At 65.6% G+C, this 15,163-nt stretch carries 15 protein-coding genes; 8 read left to right on the forward strand and 7 right to left on the reverse strand.

What is annotated here, in order from left to right:
* From BW38_RS03210 to BW38_RS03180, 7 genes are all read left to right on the forward strand, one after another.
* A complete protein-coding gene (locus BW38_RS03210; RefSeq protein ID WP_032977815.1) occupies positions 1-324 on the forward strand; it encodes a HEAT repeat domain-containing protein in 324 nt (107 codons plus the stop codon).
* 92 nt (positions 325-416) lie between these two features.
* Positions 417-884: a hypothetical protein gene (locus tag BW38_RS03205; protein WP_032977818.1), complete on the forward strand. Its 468-nt coding sequence runs from the start codon at positions 417-419 to the stop codon at positions 882-884.
* Positions 885-1,000: 116 nt separating this feature from the next.
* Positions 1,001-3,004 (forward strand): hypothetical protein, encoded by a 2,004-nt coding sequence (locus BW38_RS03200; RefSeq protein WP_032977820.1) that lies wholly within the window; start codon positions 1,001-1,003, stop codon positions 3,002-3,004.
* A 65-nt stretch (positions 3,005-3,069) separates the two neighbouring features.
* The gene (locus tag BW38_RS03195) at positions 3,070-4,050 is read left to right on the forward strand and encodes a hypothetical protein (protein ID WP_032977823.1); all 981 of its coding nucleotides are present in this window, start codon (positions 3,070-3,072) and stop codon (positions 4,048-4,050) included.
* Positions 4,051-4,128: 78 nt separating this feature from the next.
* A complete protein-coding gene (gene hchA, locus BW38_RS03190; RefSeq protein WP_032977826.1) occupies positions 4,129-5,001 on the forward strand; it encodes a glyoxalase III HchA in 873 nt (290 codons plus the stop codon).
* A gap of 158 nt (positions 5,002-5,159) precedes the next feature.
* The gene (locus BW38_RS03185; RefSeq protein WP_025878849.1) at positions 5,160-5,402 is read left to right on the forward strand and encodes a hypothetical protein; all 243 of its coding nucleotides are present in this window, start codon (positions 5,160-5,162) and stop codon (positions 5,400-5,402) included.
* Positions 5,403-5,537: 135 nt separating this feature from the next.
* Positions 5,538-6,392: an endonuclease/exonuclease/phosphatase family protein gene (locus BW38_RS03180; protein ID WP_032977829.1), complete on the forward strand. Its 855-nt coding sequence runs from the start codon at positions 5,538-5,540 to the stop codon at positions 6,390-6,392.
* Between the two features lie 18 nt (positions 6,393-6,410).
* Here the strand turns inward: BW38_RS03180 and BW38_RS03175 are convergent, their stop codons facing one another.
* A complete protein-coding gene (locus tag BW38_RS03175; protein WP_025878847.1) occupies positions 6,411-6,674 on the reverse strand; it encodes a hypothetical protein in 264 nt (87 codons plus the stop codon).
* 141 nt (positions 6,675-6,815) lie between these two features.
* Between BW38_RS03175 and BW38_RS03170 the strand changes: the two genes are divergently transcribed.
* Positions 6,816-7,193 (forward strand): VOC family protein, encoded by a 378-nt coding sequence (locus tag BW38_RS03170; RefSeq protein ID WP_032977831.1) that lies wholly within the window; start codon positions 6,816-6,818, stop codon positions 7,191-7,193.
* A gap of 42 nt (positions 7,194-7,235) precedes the next feature.
* Here the strand turns inward: BW38_RS03170 and BW38_RS03165 are convergent, their stop codons facing one another.
* From BW38_RS03165 to BW38_RS03140, 6 genes are all read right to left on the reverse strand, one after another.
* Positions 7,236-8,657, reverse strand: coding sequence for an efflux transporter outer membrane subunit (locus tag BW38_RS03165; RefSeq protein WP_025878845.1), 1,422 nt, complete (start codon positions 8,655-8,657; stop codon positions 7,236-7,238).
* Positions 8,651-9,388, reverse strand: a complete 738-nt coding sequence (locus BW38_RS03160; RefSeq protein WP_032977834.1) for an SDR family oxidoreductase — start codon at positions 9,386-9,388, stop codon at positions 8,651-8,653. The genes BW38_RS03165 and BW38_RS03160 overlap by 7 nt, the downstream gene beginning before the upstream one ends.
* A 63-nt stretch (positions 9,389-9,451) precedes the next feature.
* Positions 9,452-12,622, reverse strand: a complete 3,171-nt coding sequence (locus BW38_RS03155) for a multidrug efflux RND transporter permease subunit (RefSeq protein WP_025878843.1) — start codon at positions 12,620-12,622, stop codon at positions 9,452-9,454.
* A 127-nt stretch (positions 12,623-12,749) separates the two neighbouring features.
* Complete coding sequence (locus BW38_RS03150; protein WP_025878842.1) at positions 12,750-13,973, reverse strand: efflux RND transporter periplasmic adaptor subunit; 1,224 nt, start codon at positions 13,971-13,973, stop codon at positions 12,750-12,752.
* Between the two features lie 91 nt (positions 13,974-14,064).
* Entirely contained in the window at positions 14,065-14,835 is a 771-nt protein-coding gene (locus BW38_RS03145) for an SDR family NAD(P)-dependent oxidoreductase (protein WP_025878841.1), read from the reverse strand.
* On the reverse strand, positions 14,832-15,059 hold the full coding sequence (locus BW38_RS03140; RefSeq protein WP_025878840.1) for a hypothetical protein: 228 nt from the start codon (positions 15,057-15,059) through the stop codon (positions 14,832-14,834). Before BW38_RS03140 ends, BW38_RS03145 begins: the two co-directional genes overlap by 4 nt.
* Positions 15,060-15,163 lie beyond the last annotated feature (104 nt).

A 15,163-nucleotide genomic window follows, 5' to 3' on the forward strand; every position in this document is an offset into this window, starting at 1 on the left:
ATGGATCTCGACAGAATCGACGTTGTCTCCTGGCTCGACCAGATCCTGGATCATGATCCGGCAACCTTCGAAGACGCCTATTGGGGTCTTCGCCCGGCCGTGGCCATTGCGGTGCCGCATCTGCTTGCCCGGCTGCCGGCCGTGGATGATGGTTACTCGCGCGGAAAGCTGCTGGAACTGCTCGGCGAATCAGGCGACAGCACGGTCAGCCCGACCCTGCGGGCTGAGCTGCAGCATCCGTTGGAAGAGGTCCGCCAGTGGGCGCAACTGGCCTTGGATGCCCTTGATCGGGGAATCCCTTGGCAGCCCAGCGAGGGGGCCTAGCCGACAACGCTGCCCTGCCCCACACTTCAGCCTGTCTTCCCGGACTTGGTGCCGGCGCCTCCGCTGCTCCGCGACATACAGAAGGATCTGCAATGAACAAGCCGCTTATCGCCCTGATGCTGGGCCTGCCCTTGACAACCGCCGCTGTTGCCGCACCTCCGGCAACCAGCACCACCGCGCTGGAAACTCTGCTGGCCTGCAAGGCGGGTTCCGATTTCACTGAAGCGCAGGTGGAGCAGGCATTCCATGCCGCCGGCCTGAGCCGCGACCCCGGCAGCGTGTTCGAGCCCAAGGGCAAGCCGGTGGCGCTGTTCGGAGGCACCGTAGCCAGCGCGGATGTGAGCATTTCCAAGCCCTACAAGAGCCTGCATGTGTATCTGCAGGGCGTCGATCACCAGCGTTTGGCCCGATCCTGGGGAGTGACGACGGTCAACGACGCGGCCGAGACCGAAGCGCCTTCCTACCTCAAGAAGATTGATGCCACGCACACGCTGCATGTGGGTGCCGGTGACGACTACGAAGGTTATTCGGCTGCGGTGACCTGCCTGATCGAAGGATGATCTGCGGGGAGACCGGCTGACAGGCGGGGTTCGCCGGGCACGGTCCGGCGCTGCCGCAGGCCTGCTTCCGCGTTGACACGCCTGCCGCTAGAGTGGCGCCAGCGCAGGGAGTTCACATGGAAAGAACAGGCATCGGCGTCATCCGCACCACCTTCGTCCTCGTTGCCCTGCTCGCCCTGAGCGGGTGCGCGACGCTGCGCCAGTTCGGCCCATCGGTGCAGGTGGGCACGGTCACGCCAGGCCAGTACATCGCGCTCAAGCGCGGTGACATTCTCACCAGCGGCAAGCTCAGCGCGGCCACCATGGAGACCCTGCGCGTGGCCGGCCTGGACGAGGGCGCCTGTGCCAAGCCCGGCCTGCCCTGCATCGAGGCGATGGAGGGCAGCATCGTCGTCCGCGAGGAAGACAAGCGCTCGGCGCTGGCCGAACTGTGGGTGCAGTACGCGATGACGATGCCGGCGCCGAAGCGCGAGTCGGCGTCGGTGGCCCGCAGCAAGGCCGCGACCGCCCCGCCTGACCCGACCTTCCAGCCGCGCCTGGATGCGTGGATGCAGATCGCGCGGCAATCCTATGCATATCTGTTCTTCACCGAACGCACCGCCAACCAGCGTGGTTTCGAAGACCGCCAGACCCAGGTGCGCGACTACTACAACCTGGCCGTGCAGGAGTCAGCCGTGCTGCTGTTCGAAGCCTATTCGAGCAAGCAGGTGCGCAACGACAACGGGCGGTTCCAGCTGGGATGCTGGACCTTCGTACTGGCGCCTGCCGACGATGGCCCGGCAGCGGACACCCGCGAGCCGCTGGAACTGGTACCGGCCGCATCGATGTCCTTCACCGGCACCCTGCGCAGCGTGCATCGCCGCGATGGCTTCGGCGCCGAACTGGTGGCGGTGATGGCAGACCCGGCCAGCACCGGCCTGGCGGCCGCCGCCGCTGGTAACGCAACGACGGCCGAGCGCGACTGGAGCGAGATGCCGTCGCCGTCGATGACCGTGCTGCTGCGTTTTTCCGGCAACAACCTGTGGGAAGTGCTGCACGACGACGAGCCGGAACTGGAGATCCACGACCCCTACCAGGTAGCGGTGGTGGAACTGCACGGCGAACAGGTGCCACTGGCGGCGAACTTCACCGCCGGTTACGCGCTGTGGCTGGCCCGCTCCAACTTCAGCCGGCAATCGCTGCGTACGCTGTTCGGCGGCAAGGGCGGCATCGACAAGCCGCATCTTTTCATGATGCAGCCGTACGATCCAGACCGCCGCGTGCTGCTGATGATCCATGGCCTGGCCAGCAGTCCGGAGGCGTGGGTCAACGTAGCCAACGAGCTGATGCGTGACGATGAGATCCGCGGCGACTTCCAGATCTGGCAGTTCTACTACCCGACCAACATGCCGATCGCCCTCAGCCACGATGAGATCCGGCGGATCCTGCACGAGGCACTGCAGCACTTCGACCCAACCGGCAAGGCGCTGGCATCGCGCGACATGGTGGTGGTCGCGCACAGCATGGGCGGGGTGATTTCGCGGCTGATGGTGTCCTCCTCCGGCGACCATCTGGTCGACACCCTGCTGGCGACTGCGCAGATGACTCCGGCGCAGCGCGAACTGCTGCGTACGAAGGGCGCGCCAGTGCTCACATTCCAGCCGGAACCGGAAATCTCACGGGTGGTGTTCATCGCTACCCCCCATCGCGGCACCGATGTTGCCGGCACGCGCCTGGGACGCTGGCTCGGCCGCTTCGTGCGCCTGCCGCTGACGGTGCTGGAGGATGTCGCGACATTGGCAAACGACGGCAAGGTCGAGCGCAACGACGACAAGCACGGCTACCAGATGAACAGCATCCAGAACCTGGACAAGGACGATGCCTTCGTCAAGGCCGTGGCCGATCTGCCGATATCGCCGAAGGTGCGTTACCACTCGATCATCGCGCGGACCCAGGCCGAAGGCCCGCTTGAAAAGACCGACGATGGACTGGTTCCCTACTGGAGCTCGCATCTGCCGAAGGCCGTCTCGGAAAAGGTGATCGTGTCCGGTCACAGCGTGCAGGAAGCCACGCCGGCCATCGTCGAACTTCGCCGCATCCTGCATGAGGACATGGAGGCTCATCCTCTGCCGGCGAAGTAGCGCACGACTTACAGCAACCATGGCCCGCGCTTTCCCGTCCGGGCCACCGACAACGAGGCAATGGAATGCATATCTCAACACTGGTCGAGCTGCTCGGCAGCAAGGGCTCGGATGCTCATCTGCAGGCATGGTTCGCGCAGCACGGCATCGGCAAGCCCCCGACCACGATCAGCGCGAACCAGGGGCAGAAATCGGTCAAGGACAAGCTCCACGACATGGAGTTCTACTTTGCCTTCGACATCATCAACGATCGCTTCTATCCGCCCACCGTCGGAGCGCGTGGCAGCCTGCTGAGCCACTTCAAGTCCGCCACCCTGTTCAGTCGCCGGCCCAAGGGCAATCCGCCAAAGCCCGAAGGCTTCTGGGACGGATACGTGCAGCCATCAGCCACACTGCAGGACTGCCTGGCGTACTTCAACGGCCGGTTGGAAGAATTCGGCGACACCGCCTACTTTGAAAAGCCGCTTACCGGGGACGTCGACATCAAGCTCTGGTTCTGCAAGCGCAGGCAGCGCGTGGACACCATCCAGCTCAATCTGCATGAGGACCGCGAGTTCATCGGCCATCATGATTTCGACCCTGGCAATGAACACAACACCACCCCGCAGGCGGCAACGCTGATACTGAAGTGGCTGTTCGATCGCCGGCACCTGCGGGTGCCGCAGGCACTCTACGAGGCCGGGCTGGAGGATGATCACCAGGCGATCCTGCGCTTTGCCGAGCAACATCTTGGCAACCACGTCTGGGCAGGCCAGCTTCACGATTCACCTGCGCTGCGCAGCGTGCTGGCCCACACCAGGACCACCCGCCCCCTGCAACTGGACAACGGCAGCCCGCTGCACCTGTTCGACAAGTGGCTGTACCTGAAGGCAGGCGGAGCATGGGAACGGCATCAGGCCCTCTACAACGACGACACACTGGCGGACTGGAGTGCGAGCGTGGATGCGTTCGAACGCGCGGTGGTGCTTGATGCCGCGCAGCGACAGGCTTTCCTGGCAATGCTGGACGACGCCTACCAGCGGGTTCAGCAAGCGCACCCTGCCTGATCGCATTGGGGGAAATCCCTCATCGTGCGTACGCATCGCTCTGGCTAAGGTGACCACTCTCTTCCGCAGGAGGTCCGCATGAACACGTCAGAACCCAGCCGTCAGCCCAGCCCAGATCCGGCCGAGCGCGATGCGTTTTTCCCGTCGCCGTACTCGCTGTCCCAGTTCACTTCGGCAACCACCGATCTGTCCGGCGCGGACTATCCCGATGCCCGCCGTGACGGACGCTGGAAAGTGCTGATGATCGCCGCCGACGAACGTTATCTGCCGACCGCCAACGGCCACCTGTTCTCGACCGGCAACCATCCGGTGGAGACGCTGCTGCCGATGTATCACCTGCACAAGGCCGGTTTCGACATCGACGTGGCGACGCTGTCGGGCAACCCGGTGAAGTTTGAATGGTGGGCGTTCCCACGCGAAGACCGCGAGATCGGCGGCCTGTACGAACGCTACGAACCCCGCTTCCGCCAGCCTCTGCACCTGGACGACGTGGCGAGGGCACTCGATGCCGGTTCGGACTACGCCGCGGTGTTCATTCCCGGTGGTCACGGCGCGTTGATCGGCCTGCCGGAAAGCCGCGCGGTGAAGGCCACCCTGCAGTGGGCGGTGGACAATCAACGTCACATCATCACCCTCTGTCACGGCCCTGCCGCGCTGCTGGCGGCTGGCGTGGATGAAGCCGGTGGCGGTTCATTGTTCCGCGGTCATCGGATCTGCGCCTTCCCCGATGCGATGGACCGGCAGACCCCGGATATCGGCTACATGCCTGGTCAACTGCCGTGGTTCTTCGGTGAGCGCCTGGCCCAGCAGGGCGTGCAGATCGTCAACGAGGGCATCGATGGCAGCGTGATGCAGGACCGCCTGCTGTTGACCGGCGACAGCCCGCTGGCGGGCAATGCGCTGGGCAAGCTGGCTGCGCGCACCCTGCTGGATGCGTTGGCCGGTCGCTGAGAGGACAGGCACTTCCTGCCGACGCAGGCTGCGTGCTACACAGGACCGCGCCTGTGTTCTGCTGCAGGTGCGGCGCCGGCACGCTGTTGCCAGCGGCGGTCGGCAGTCATTGCATCAATGGAGTCTGGTAGCACCCACGACAACAAGGAGCGTGTTCGATGATGCTGCACAAGAAACTGTTCGCGTGTTCATTCGGTGCCGTGCTGGCGCTTGCCGCGCTGGTGCCTTCGGCACCGGCAAATGCCGCCGAAGAGGTCGGCCTGCAGGAAGAGTGCGTGCCCTTCCGTGCCGGCTTCGGCATCCACCAGCGTTGCACGCTGTACGTGGTCTATGACGATGGCACCCGCGTGGCCAGCGACCACTACAACCGCGACGAGAACGGGATGATGTACGACCCCTGATCGCCCAGTGGCATCTGCCGGGCGGTCGCACGCCGTCCGCCCGGCCCTTGCAGCCGCCCATCCCGGCATACCGCTGCCCTTGCCTTCCATGGCATTCTCCATGAAACCGCTTTCATGGAATGGAGGGATTCCACGATGTTGTCTCGCTTCCGCACGTCCGCGCTCTGCGCACTCCTGGCTTTTGCTCTGCCCGCCGTCACCTGGGCAGCATCGCCCGCGCCGTTGAAGGTGATGTCCTTCAACGTACGCACCCCTGCCGACACCGACCCTGGCAAGCGCTGGGAAGACCGCCGCGATGCCATGGTCAAGGTGATCCAGCAGGCGCATCCGGCGGTGATCGGCACCCAGGAGCTGGTGCTGGAGCAGGCCAATTACCTGGCCGAACATCTGCCCGACTATCGCTGGTTCGGCGAAGGCCGCCGCGGTGGCAGTGGCGACGAACACATGGGCGTGTTCTACGACAGCAAGGTGCTGGCGGTGGAAGAGTCAGGCAATTTCTGGCTGTCCGATACGCCCGAGGTCGCAGGCAGCATCAGCTGGGGCAACCTGTTCCCGCGCATGGTCACCTGGGCCGTGTTCCGCCGCCTGGATGATGGCCGTCGCTTCTACTTCATGAACACCCACCTGCCCTACCGCGACGAGGACGAGCCGCGCCGGATCAAGGGAGCCGAACTGATTGCCACGCGCGTGGCCGCGCTGCCTTCCGACCTGCCGGTGGTACTGACCGGTGATTTCAACAGCGAGCCCGGCGGCGGCACCTATCAGGCCTTCACCCGGGTGCTTCAGGACACCCGTCGCCAGGTCAAGTCGCCGCAGGGTCCGCGCCTGACCTTCCACAACTTCACAGGAACGGCGACCGCCGAGCTGGACTGGGTGCTGGTACGTGGCTTCCACGCGCGCAGCTTCCTGACCGATGACCGCCGCATCGACGGCGTACTGCCCTCCGACCACTTCCCGCTGGTCGTTGAGCTGGACTGGCCGAAGCACTGAACAATGCAGCGACCCTCGCTACGGCGACGGTCGCTTGCCCAGCAGGCGGTACAACGCCTGATGCTGGTCGCGCGCCTGGCAGATGCGTGCGCCGACGGCAAGGAACACCGCAATGCCGACAAGGCCAACACCCAGCATTGAATCGGGCAGGCGCACGAAGCCGATCACCGCGGCCATCGCTGCCAGTACCAATAACACCACCACGCCGACCGACAGCCCGGCCCCTGGCAGGCCGGGATCACCGAGCAGCGTCCGTTGCGCCGATTGCTTCTGTTCGCCCATGTCCTGTGCTCCCGTGGTTTTTCCCCACTAGTTACACGGCGGGCGGCACTTCCGGCAGAGTCAGAAACGTCACAGCGGCGAGAACGTCCACGGCGGCCCACGCGCTACCCTGCCAGCATCCTCGTTGAGCGGAGACAACGCATGACCCATCGCAGCCGACTGGCCGGGTTCATCATCGATTGCCAGGACACACCCGCCGCAGACAGCGCGCGCTTCTGGGCCGCAGCGCTGGGCCTGCAGGCCGAGCCCGCCCGTGCTGAAGGCGACGCAGAGTATGCCGATCTGATGGGCGCGCCGGCGGGATTGAACGTGGAAGTGCAGCGGGTCGATCACCCGTCGCGGGTGCATCTGGATATCGAAAGCGACGACATCGACGCCGAAGCCGAAAGGCTGGAAAAACTCGGTGCCCGCCGGGTCGGTTTCGTCAAACGCTGGTGGGTGATGGAAGCGCCCACCGGTCATCGATTCTGCATCGTGCGCATGCGTGATCACGATGCTCCGGCCAACCACTGGCCATGATGAAAAAAAGGGACGGAAGCAGATGCTTCCGTCCCCTGTCGATCAGCGCGCCTGCGCCACGCTCGGCGCCTGCGGTGACTGGCCCCAGCCACCGAGTGCCTTGTACACACCCACGACACTGACATTGACCTCTGATTCGGCGGCCGCCAGTGCATCATCGGCCACCAGCTGCGTGCGCTGCGCGTCCAGCAGGGTCAGGAAGTCCTCCGACCCTTCGCGGTAGCGGATCTGCGCCAGCGATTCGGCACGCCGTGCCGCCTGCGCCTGCTCGACAACGATGGCCAACCGCGCCTGCTGCTTGGAGTAGCGGGTCAACGCGTTCTCGGTGTCCTCCAGCGCCAGCAGCACCGCCTGTTCGTACTGCGCGGCCACGCCCTCGGCCTCGGCCTTGCTGGCACGCAGGCGTGCCTTGACCGTACCGAAGTCGAATGCCGCCCAGCTCAACGACGGGGTCAGCGACCAGGCCTTGTTGTTGCCGTTGACCAGGCCACTGGCATCGCCGCCGAGGAAGCCGACGAAACCGGACAGCGACAACCGCGGGAACAGATCGGCCGTGGCCACGCCGACACGCGCGGTGGCGGCAGCCAGGCGACGCTCGGCCACGCGCACGTCGGCACGCTGGCGCAGCAGTTCACGGGTATCACCCAGCGGCAGTGCCTTGGCAAACGCCGGCACTTCGTGCGGTGCCAGCATGGCGGTCAGCACCTCCGGACGCTGACCAAGCAGGACAGCCAACCGGTTGCGCGACTGCGTCTCGGCCACTTCCAGCAGCGGGATGTCGGCCTCGATGGCCTTCAACCGTGCGCGGCTGCTCTGCACGTCCAGTTCGCTGCCGGCACCCAGTTCCCAGCGCGCCTCGGTCAGCCGCTGCGTATCGCGCAGGTTGACCAGGGTGCGCTGGGCCACCGCGATGCGCTTCTGGGTGCCACGCAACTCGAAGTAGTTGCGTGCCACTTCGGCAGCGATCAGCACCTGCGCGTCGGCAAGGTTGGCCTGCTCGGCGTCCAGGTCGGCACGCGCGGCCTCTGCAGCACGGCGCTTGCGGCCGAACAGATCCAGCTCCCAGCCCGCATCGAAGCCGAGCTGGTAGCTTTCACTGAACACCCGCTGCCCACCCAGCTGCGGATCGGGTTGCTTGCGGCGGTCGTAGCTGCCGCCAGCGGTAACGTGTGGCGCCTGGTCGAAGCGGCTCTCGACGAACACGGCACGGGCCTGGCTGACACGGGCGACAGCCACGCGCAGGTCCAGGTTGTCCGACAGCGCGCCATGCACCAGTTCTTCAAGCACCGGGTCATCGAACTGCGCCCACCAGCTGGCCACCGGCGAGGTGGTGCTGAAGACCGGCTGCTGTGCACCCTGCAGGACGACGGGCTCCTGCACCGGTGCCTTGTAGTTGGGGCCGACGCTGACACAGCCCGCCAGCACCAGGCTGGAGACGGCCATCGCCAGGGTGCGGATCACCATGGCAGCACCTCGCCCAGGTAGGTGAAGCTGCCGCTGGCGCCGGACTCGCCGATCAGCGCCATCTGCACGCTGGAACGCGCGCCCTCGGCGATTTCGATCTCGCCGTTGCCACCGTTCATATCGGTTTTCACGTAGCCGGGGTGCACGGTGTTGACCTTGATCGGCGTACTGCGCAGTTCATGGGCCAGAGCCAGGGTCCAGCTGTTCACCGCGGCCTTGGACGCGTTGTAGGCCGGGATCTTGAAGTCGTAGATGCCCGAGGTCGGATCGGCATGCAGGGTCTGCGAGCCGAGCATGCTGGAGACGTTGACGATGCGGCCGGACTTGGCCTGCTTGATCAGCGGCAGGAAGGCCTGGGTCACCGCCACCAGCGCATACACGTTGGTCTCGAACGTGCGACGCCAGGTGTCCAGCGACTGCTCCGACGGCAGTTGCGCTGGGTTCTCGATCATGATGCCGGCGTTGTTGACCAGGATGTCCAGACGACCATGGCGCTGGCGCACCTGATCGACCGCCTCGGCGATGCTGGCGCCATCATTGACGTCCAGCTGCAGCGCTTCCACCGGCAGGCCCTCGGCCTGCAGCTTCAACGCCAGTTCCACTGCGGTTTCGCGCTTGCGACCGGCCAGCAGCGTATGCACGCCGGCCTGTGCCAGCTGGCGCACGGTTTCCAGGCCGATGCCGCGGGTTGCGCCGGTGACCAGCGCGATCTTGTTCTGATGGGTGTTCATGGATTCATTGCCTTGGTAGGGGGAAGCGGGCGCCGGTGATTGCCGGCGCCGCTGTTTTCCATGTCAGTGGTGGATGGTCGGCTCGCCGTGCTGCACCAGCTGGCCACCACCGTTGCGGGTGACGAACTTGCGCAGTGCCACGTAGAACACCGGGGTCAGGAACAGGCCGAACAGGGTCACGCCCAGCATGCCGGCGAACACCGTGATGCCGGTCACCGAGCGCACTTCGGCGCCAGCGCCATGCGACAGCACCAGCGGCACGGTGCCGGCGATGAAGGCGATGGAGGTCATCACGATCGGGCGCAGACGCAGGCGGCAGGCTTCCAGTGCCGCTTCGACGATGCCCTTGCCGCCCATTTCCAGCTCTCTGGCGAACTCGACGATCAGGATCGCGTTCTTGCACGCCAGGCCCATCAGCACCACCAGGCCGACCTGCACGAACACGTTGTTGTCGCCGCCGGTCATCCACACGCCGAACAGCGCGGACAGCAGGGTCATCGGCACGATCAGGATCACCGCCAGCGGCAGCGACCAGCTTTCGTACAGCGCGGCCAGTACCAGGAACGCCAGCATGATCGCCACCGGGAACACGATGAAGGCCGCCTTGCCCTGGGTCGCCTGCTGGTAGCTCAGGTCGGTCCATTCGGTAGCCATGCCCACCGGCAGCACCTTGGCGGCGATGGCGGTGAGGTTGTTCATCGCTTCGGCCGAAGACAGCACACGCGGGTCGGCTTCACCGGCCAGGTCAGCGGCCGGGTAGCCGTTGAAGCGCAGCACCGGGTCCGGACCGTAGGTTTCCTTGACGGTGACCATCGAGCCGATCGGCACCATCTCGCCACGGTCGTTGCGGGTCCGCAGCTTGCCGATGTCCTCGACGCTGTCACGGAACTGGCCATCGGCCTGCGCGATCACCTGCCAGGTACGTCCGAACTGGTTGAAGTCGTTGACGTAGGCCGAACCCAGGTAGGTCTGCAGCGTGTCGAACAGCTCGGTCAGCTGTACGCCCTGGGCCTTCGCCTTGACACGGTCCACCTCGGCATCCAGCTGCGGCACGTTGGCCTGGTAGCTGGTGATCGGGAAGGCCATGCCCGGGGTCTGCGCAACCGCACCCTGCATCGACTGCACCGCGTTCTGCAACGCGCCATAGCCGAGGTTGCCACGGTCCTGGATGAACATCTGGTAGCCGTTGCCGTTACCGAGGCCGAGGATCGGCGGCGGCATCATGGCGAAGGCGAACCCTTCCTGCAGGCCTGCGATCTTCTGGTTGATCTCCGCATTGATCTGCGCCGCGGTACGGCCATGGCGCTCGCTGAACGGCTTGAGCGGAATGAACGCAACACCGGTGTTGGGCGTGTTGGTGAACTGCAGGGCATTCAGGCCCGGGAACGAAATGGTGTGAGCCACACCGTCGGTTTCCTGGGCGATCTTGGCGACCTTGCGCAGCATTTCATCGGTACGCGCGATCGACGAACCCTCCGGCAGCTTCACGCCGGCGATCAGGTACAGCTTGTCCTGGGTCGGAATGAAGCCCGGCGGCACCAGCTTGAAGATGAAGCCGGTACCGACCAGCAGCACCGCATACACCACGAACACCGCACCACGACGACCGAGGATCTTCGACACGCCACGCTCGTACTTTTCCGAGCTGGACTTGAAGAAGCGGTTGAACGGACGGAACACCCAGCCGAACAGACGGTCGATGATGCGGGTCGGGGCGTCCTTCGGCGCGCCATGCGGCTTGAGCAGGCGGGCCGCCAGGGCCGGCGACAGGGTCAGCGAGTTGATCGCCGAGATCACCGTGGAGATGGCGATGGTGACCGCGAACTGCTTGTAGAACTGACCGGTAACGCCCGACAGGAACGCCATCGGCACGAACACCGCACACAGCACCAGCGCGATGGCGATGATCGGCCCGGACACTTCGCGCATCGCCTGATGCGCAGCGGCCAGCGGGGTCAAGCCTTCTTCGATGTTGCGCTCAACGTTTTCCACCACCACGATCGCGTCATCGACCACGATGCCGATCGCCAGCACCAGGCCGAACAGGCTCAGCGTGTTGATCGAGAAGCCCAGCAGGTACAGCGCGCCGAACGTACCGACGATCGACACCGGCACCGCGATGAGCGGGATGATCGAAGCACGCCAGGTCTGCAGGAACAGGATCACCACCAGCACCACCAGCGCGATGGCTTCCAGCAGGGTGGAGACCACAGCCTTGATCGAGTCGCGCACGAAGATGGTGGTGTCATACACCGCTTCGTACTTCACGTCGGCCGGCATGGTCTTCTGCATCTCGTCCATGCTGGCCATCACCGCATCGCGGATCTCCAGCGCATTGGCGCCGGGGGCCTGGAAGATACCGATACCCACCGCGTTCTTGCCGTCCAGCTGCGAGCGCAGCGTGTAGTCACCGGCACCCAGTTCGACCCGGGCCACGTCCGCCAGCCGCACCACTTCACCGTCGGTGCCGCTCTTGAGCACGATGTCGCCGAACTCCTGCTCGCTGCGCAGGCGGCCCTGGGCATTGATCAGGGTCAGGAACTGGCTGTTGGGCATCGGCTCGGCGCCGAGCTGGCCGGCCGAGACCTGCACGTTCTGCTCGCGCATGGCGCGCACCACATCGCTGGCGGTCAGGCCGCGCGCGGCAACCTTGTCCGGGTCCAGCCAGGCGCGCATGGCATAGTCACCACCGCCGAAGATCTGTGCGTCGCCGACGCCCTGGATACGTGCCAGCGCGTCCTTGACGTGCAGGCGGGCGTAGTTGCGCAGGTACAGGGTGTCGTACTTGCCGTTGGGCGAGGTCAGGTGCACCACCATCAGGAAGGTGGGTGACTGCTTCTGGGTGGTCACGCCTTGCCGGCGCACGTCCTCGGGCAGTCGCGCCTGGGCCTGGGCAACGCGGTTCTGTACCTTCACCGCCGCTTCGTCCGGGTCGGTGCCCGGGCGGAAGGTGATGGTCATCTGCAGCACGCCGTCGGAACCGGCCACCGACTTGAGGTAGATCATGCCCTCAACGCCGTTGATGGCCTCCTCCAGCGGGGTGGCCACGGTTTCGGCGATCACCTTCGGGTTGGCGCCCGGGTAGACCGTGCGTACGACCACCGACGGCGGCACCACTTCGGGGTACTCACCGATGGGCAGCATCGGAATCGAGATCAGGCCTGCGGCGAAGATCACGATCGACAGCACCGCCGCGAAGATCGGCCTGTCGATGAAGAAACGGGAAAAGTCCATGGAAGAATTCCTGGAAAAGGCCGTCGGCGGGCAACAGCCGCCCTGCCCCTCGCCAATCTGGCGAAGGCAGTGACGGCTGCCGCTGGCACCGGCAGCTAAGCGGGGACGCGGATCAGGAGCCGGCGGATCAGTGGTTCAGTGCGGCAGTTGCATCGCGACCCGGCGCCGGCGCAGCGGTGGGCTGCATCGCCACCGCCTTCGCCTGCACCGGCATACCGGGCATGAAGACCTTCTGCACGCCATCGATGATCACCTTGTCACCGGCGGCCAGGCCCTGCTCGACGATGCGCAGGCCTTCGGCGGTGCGGCCGAGGCGGATGTCACGGCGCTGGGCCTTGCCATCCTTGTCGACCACATAGACGTACTTGCGGTCCTGGTCGGTCAGCACGGCCTTGTCGTCGATCAGCATGGCCTGGAACTGGCCGCTGCCGAGCAGCTGCACGCGGGCGAACAGGCCCGGGGTGAACTGGCGATCGGCGTTGTCCAGCAGTGCGCGGACGCGGATGGTGCCGGTGCTGCGGGTCACCTGGTTGTCGAGGAAGTCGACCTTGCCCGAGTGCGGGTAGCCTTCTTCACCGGACAGGCCGATCTTCACCGGCAGCTCGCTGTCGCGCTCGCTCGGGCGCTCGCCCTTGCGTGCCATCTGCGCGTAGCGCAGGAAGGTGCTTTCGTCGGCATCGAAGTACACGAACACCGTATCCAGCGAGACCAGCGTGGTCAGCACGCTGGCGCTGTCGCCGGCGGTGACCAGGTTGCCGGCGGTGACCATCGCCCGGCCGGCACGGCCGTCGATCGGCGCACGCACCTTGGTGAACTCCAGGTTGAGGCGGGCGGCATCCACCGCGGCCTGCGCAGCCTGCACCGCCGCACCGGACTGGTCGGCGGCCGCGCGACGCTGTTCGGCGGTCTCGGTGGAAATCGCCTGCTGTTCGGCCAGGCGCTTGGCACGCTCGGATTCGCTGCGGGCCAGCACCGCCTGGGTACGCGCACGGGCCAGTTCGGCGTTGGCGCGGTCGTACTCGGCCTGGTAGCTGCGGGCATCGATGGTGAACAGGACGGCGCCCTTCTTCACTTCTTCGCCTTCAACGTAGTTGACCTTGTCGATGTAGCCGGACACGCGCGGGCGCAGCTCGACGCTCTGCACGGCCTCGACGCGACCGCTGAATTCATCCCACTGGCTGACCTGCTTGAGCAGCACGGGGGCAGCTGAGACCTGCGGCGGGGGCGGCGCGCCGGCTTCTTCGGCATGGCCACCGCTGCAGGCCGCCAGGACGGCGGCGGCGAGGATCGACACGCCAGCCATCGCGATGCGATGACCGAAACGATGTGGAGTGGTATTGGGGGAAGTCATGGCATGCATCCGTACGGAGGGGTGGTACAGCTATTTGAGAATTGCTATCAACTTTCGGCGGCGTATCCTGCGACCTCAACCAAAGTCGAGGTCAAGCAACGCCTGCGGTGTCGCGCCACAGCGGCGGTATTTCCAGGTGCAGCAGGCCGCGTGGCAGTTCGGCATCACTGCTGTCGCAACGGACGATTGCGCGGTTGTCGCGGCACCCGTCGAGCAGGGACACCACGCGGCGACCGACCAGCAGTGAACTCGGCCATTCAATACAGGCGTTGGCAGCGTTGGCCGGCGTGCAGACCGGACTGCACACTTCCAGCATCTGCGCGCGTACGCCTACGGCCTGCGCTTCCTGGTGCACCACCTGCGCGTACATGCGCAGCGCGGCGGTGGTGATCGAGGTCTCGCCATAGCCTGCCCAAGGCTTGAGCCCGGCCGGGCTGCCGATCATCACGTAGCGGCGGGCGTGCACGTTGTCCTGCAGCAGCGGCAGCAGGTGGTGCACTGCGTGCACATGCGGCATCAGGTCCGCCTGCAATGCCGCCGACAGGGCGTCACCGCCACGCTCGACCACGCGGCCACGGTTGTACGGGCCGCCCATCGCGGCAACCACCGCTGCCAGCGGGCGCGGGCGCTGTGCCACGCGTTCGGCCAGCGCACGTGCCGAACTGTCGTCGCTGAGCGAGCCCAGCATCGTCTGCAGGCCCGGCTCATCAGCAAACTGCTCGTGCAACGCCGCCAGGCGGCCGGGATCGCGGCCGACCACCAGCACGGGGCTGCCGGCCTCCAGCAATGCGCCGACCACACCCTGGCCCACGGCACCGGTGCCGCCGAGAACCAGGACCTCGGGCGTCAGAATCCCATTCACGGGACATTTCCTCCCAAATCCGGGATAGTCCCGATTCGGCGCAGTCGGTCACCCTTGTGCGAGGCAAGGTGCAAGGCACCGCCACGCTGCTGACGCATGGGTGCGGTAAACTCCCGAAAATCCTTGTTAACCAAGGAGCTGGGACGGGATTCAACGGTCATTGCCAGGTCCAGGGCGTTCTGGCCGGCAATCCGGAAGCGGGCAAGAATGTTGCGCAGGCTCATGGCGGACGGGCTCCAATTAGCGAATGGCGCCACGATAGACCTCAAACCCCTACTTGATTAGTCCTGATTAAGGGGAATAATCATCCCGTCCCCGGTCCAATCGT

The sequence above is a fragment of the Stenotrophomonas sp. RIT309 genome (assembly GCF_000632045.1).
Lineage (GTDB): Bacteria > Pseudomonadota > Gammaproteobacteria > Xanthomonadales > Xanthomonadaceae > Stenotrophomonas > Stenotrophomonas indicatrix.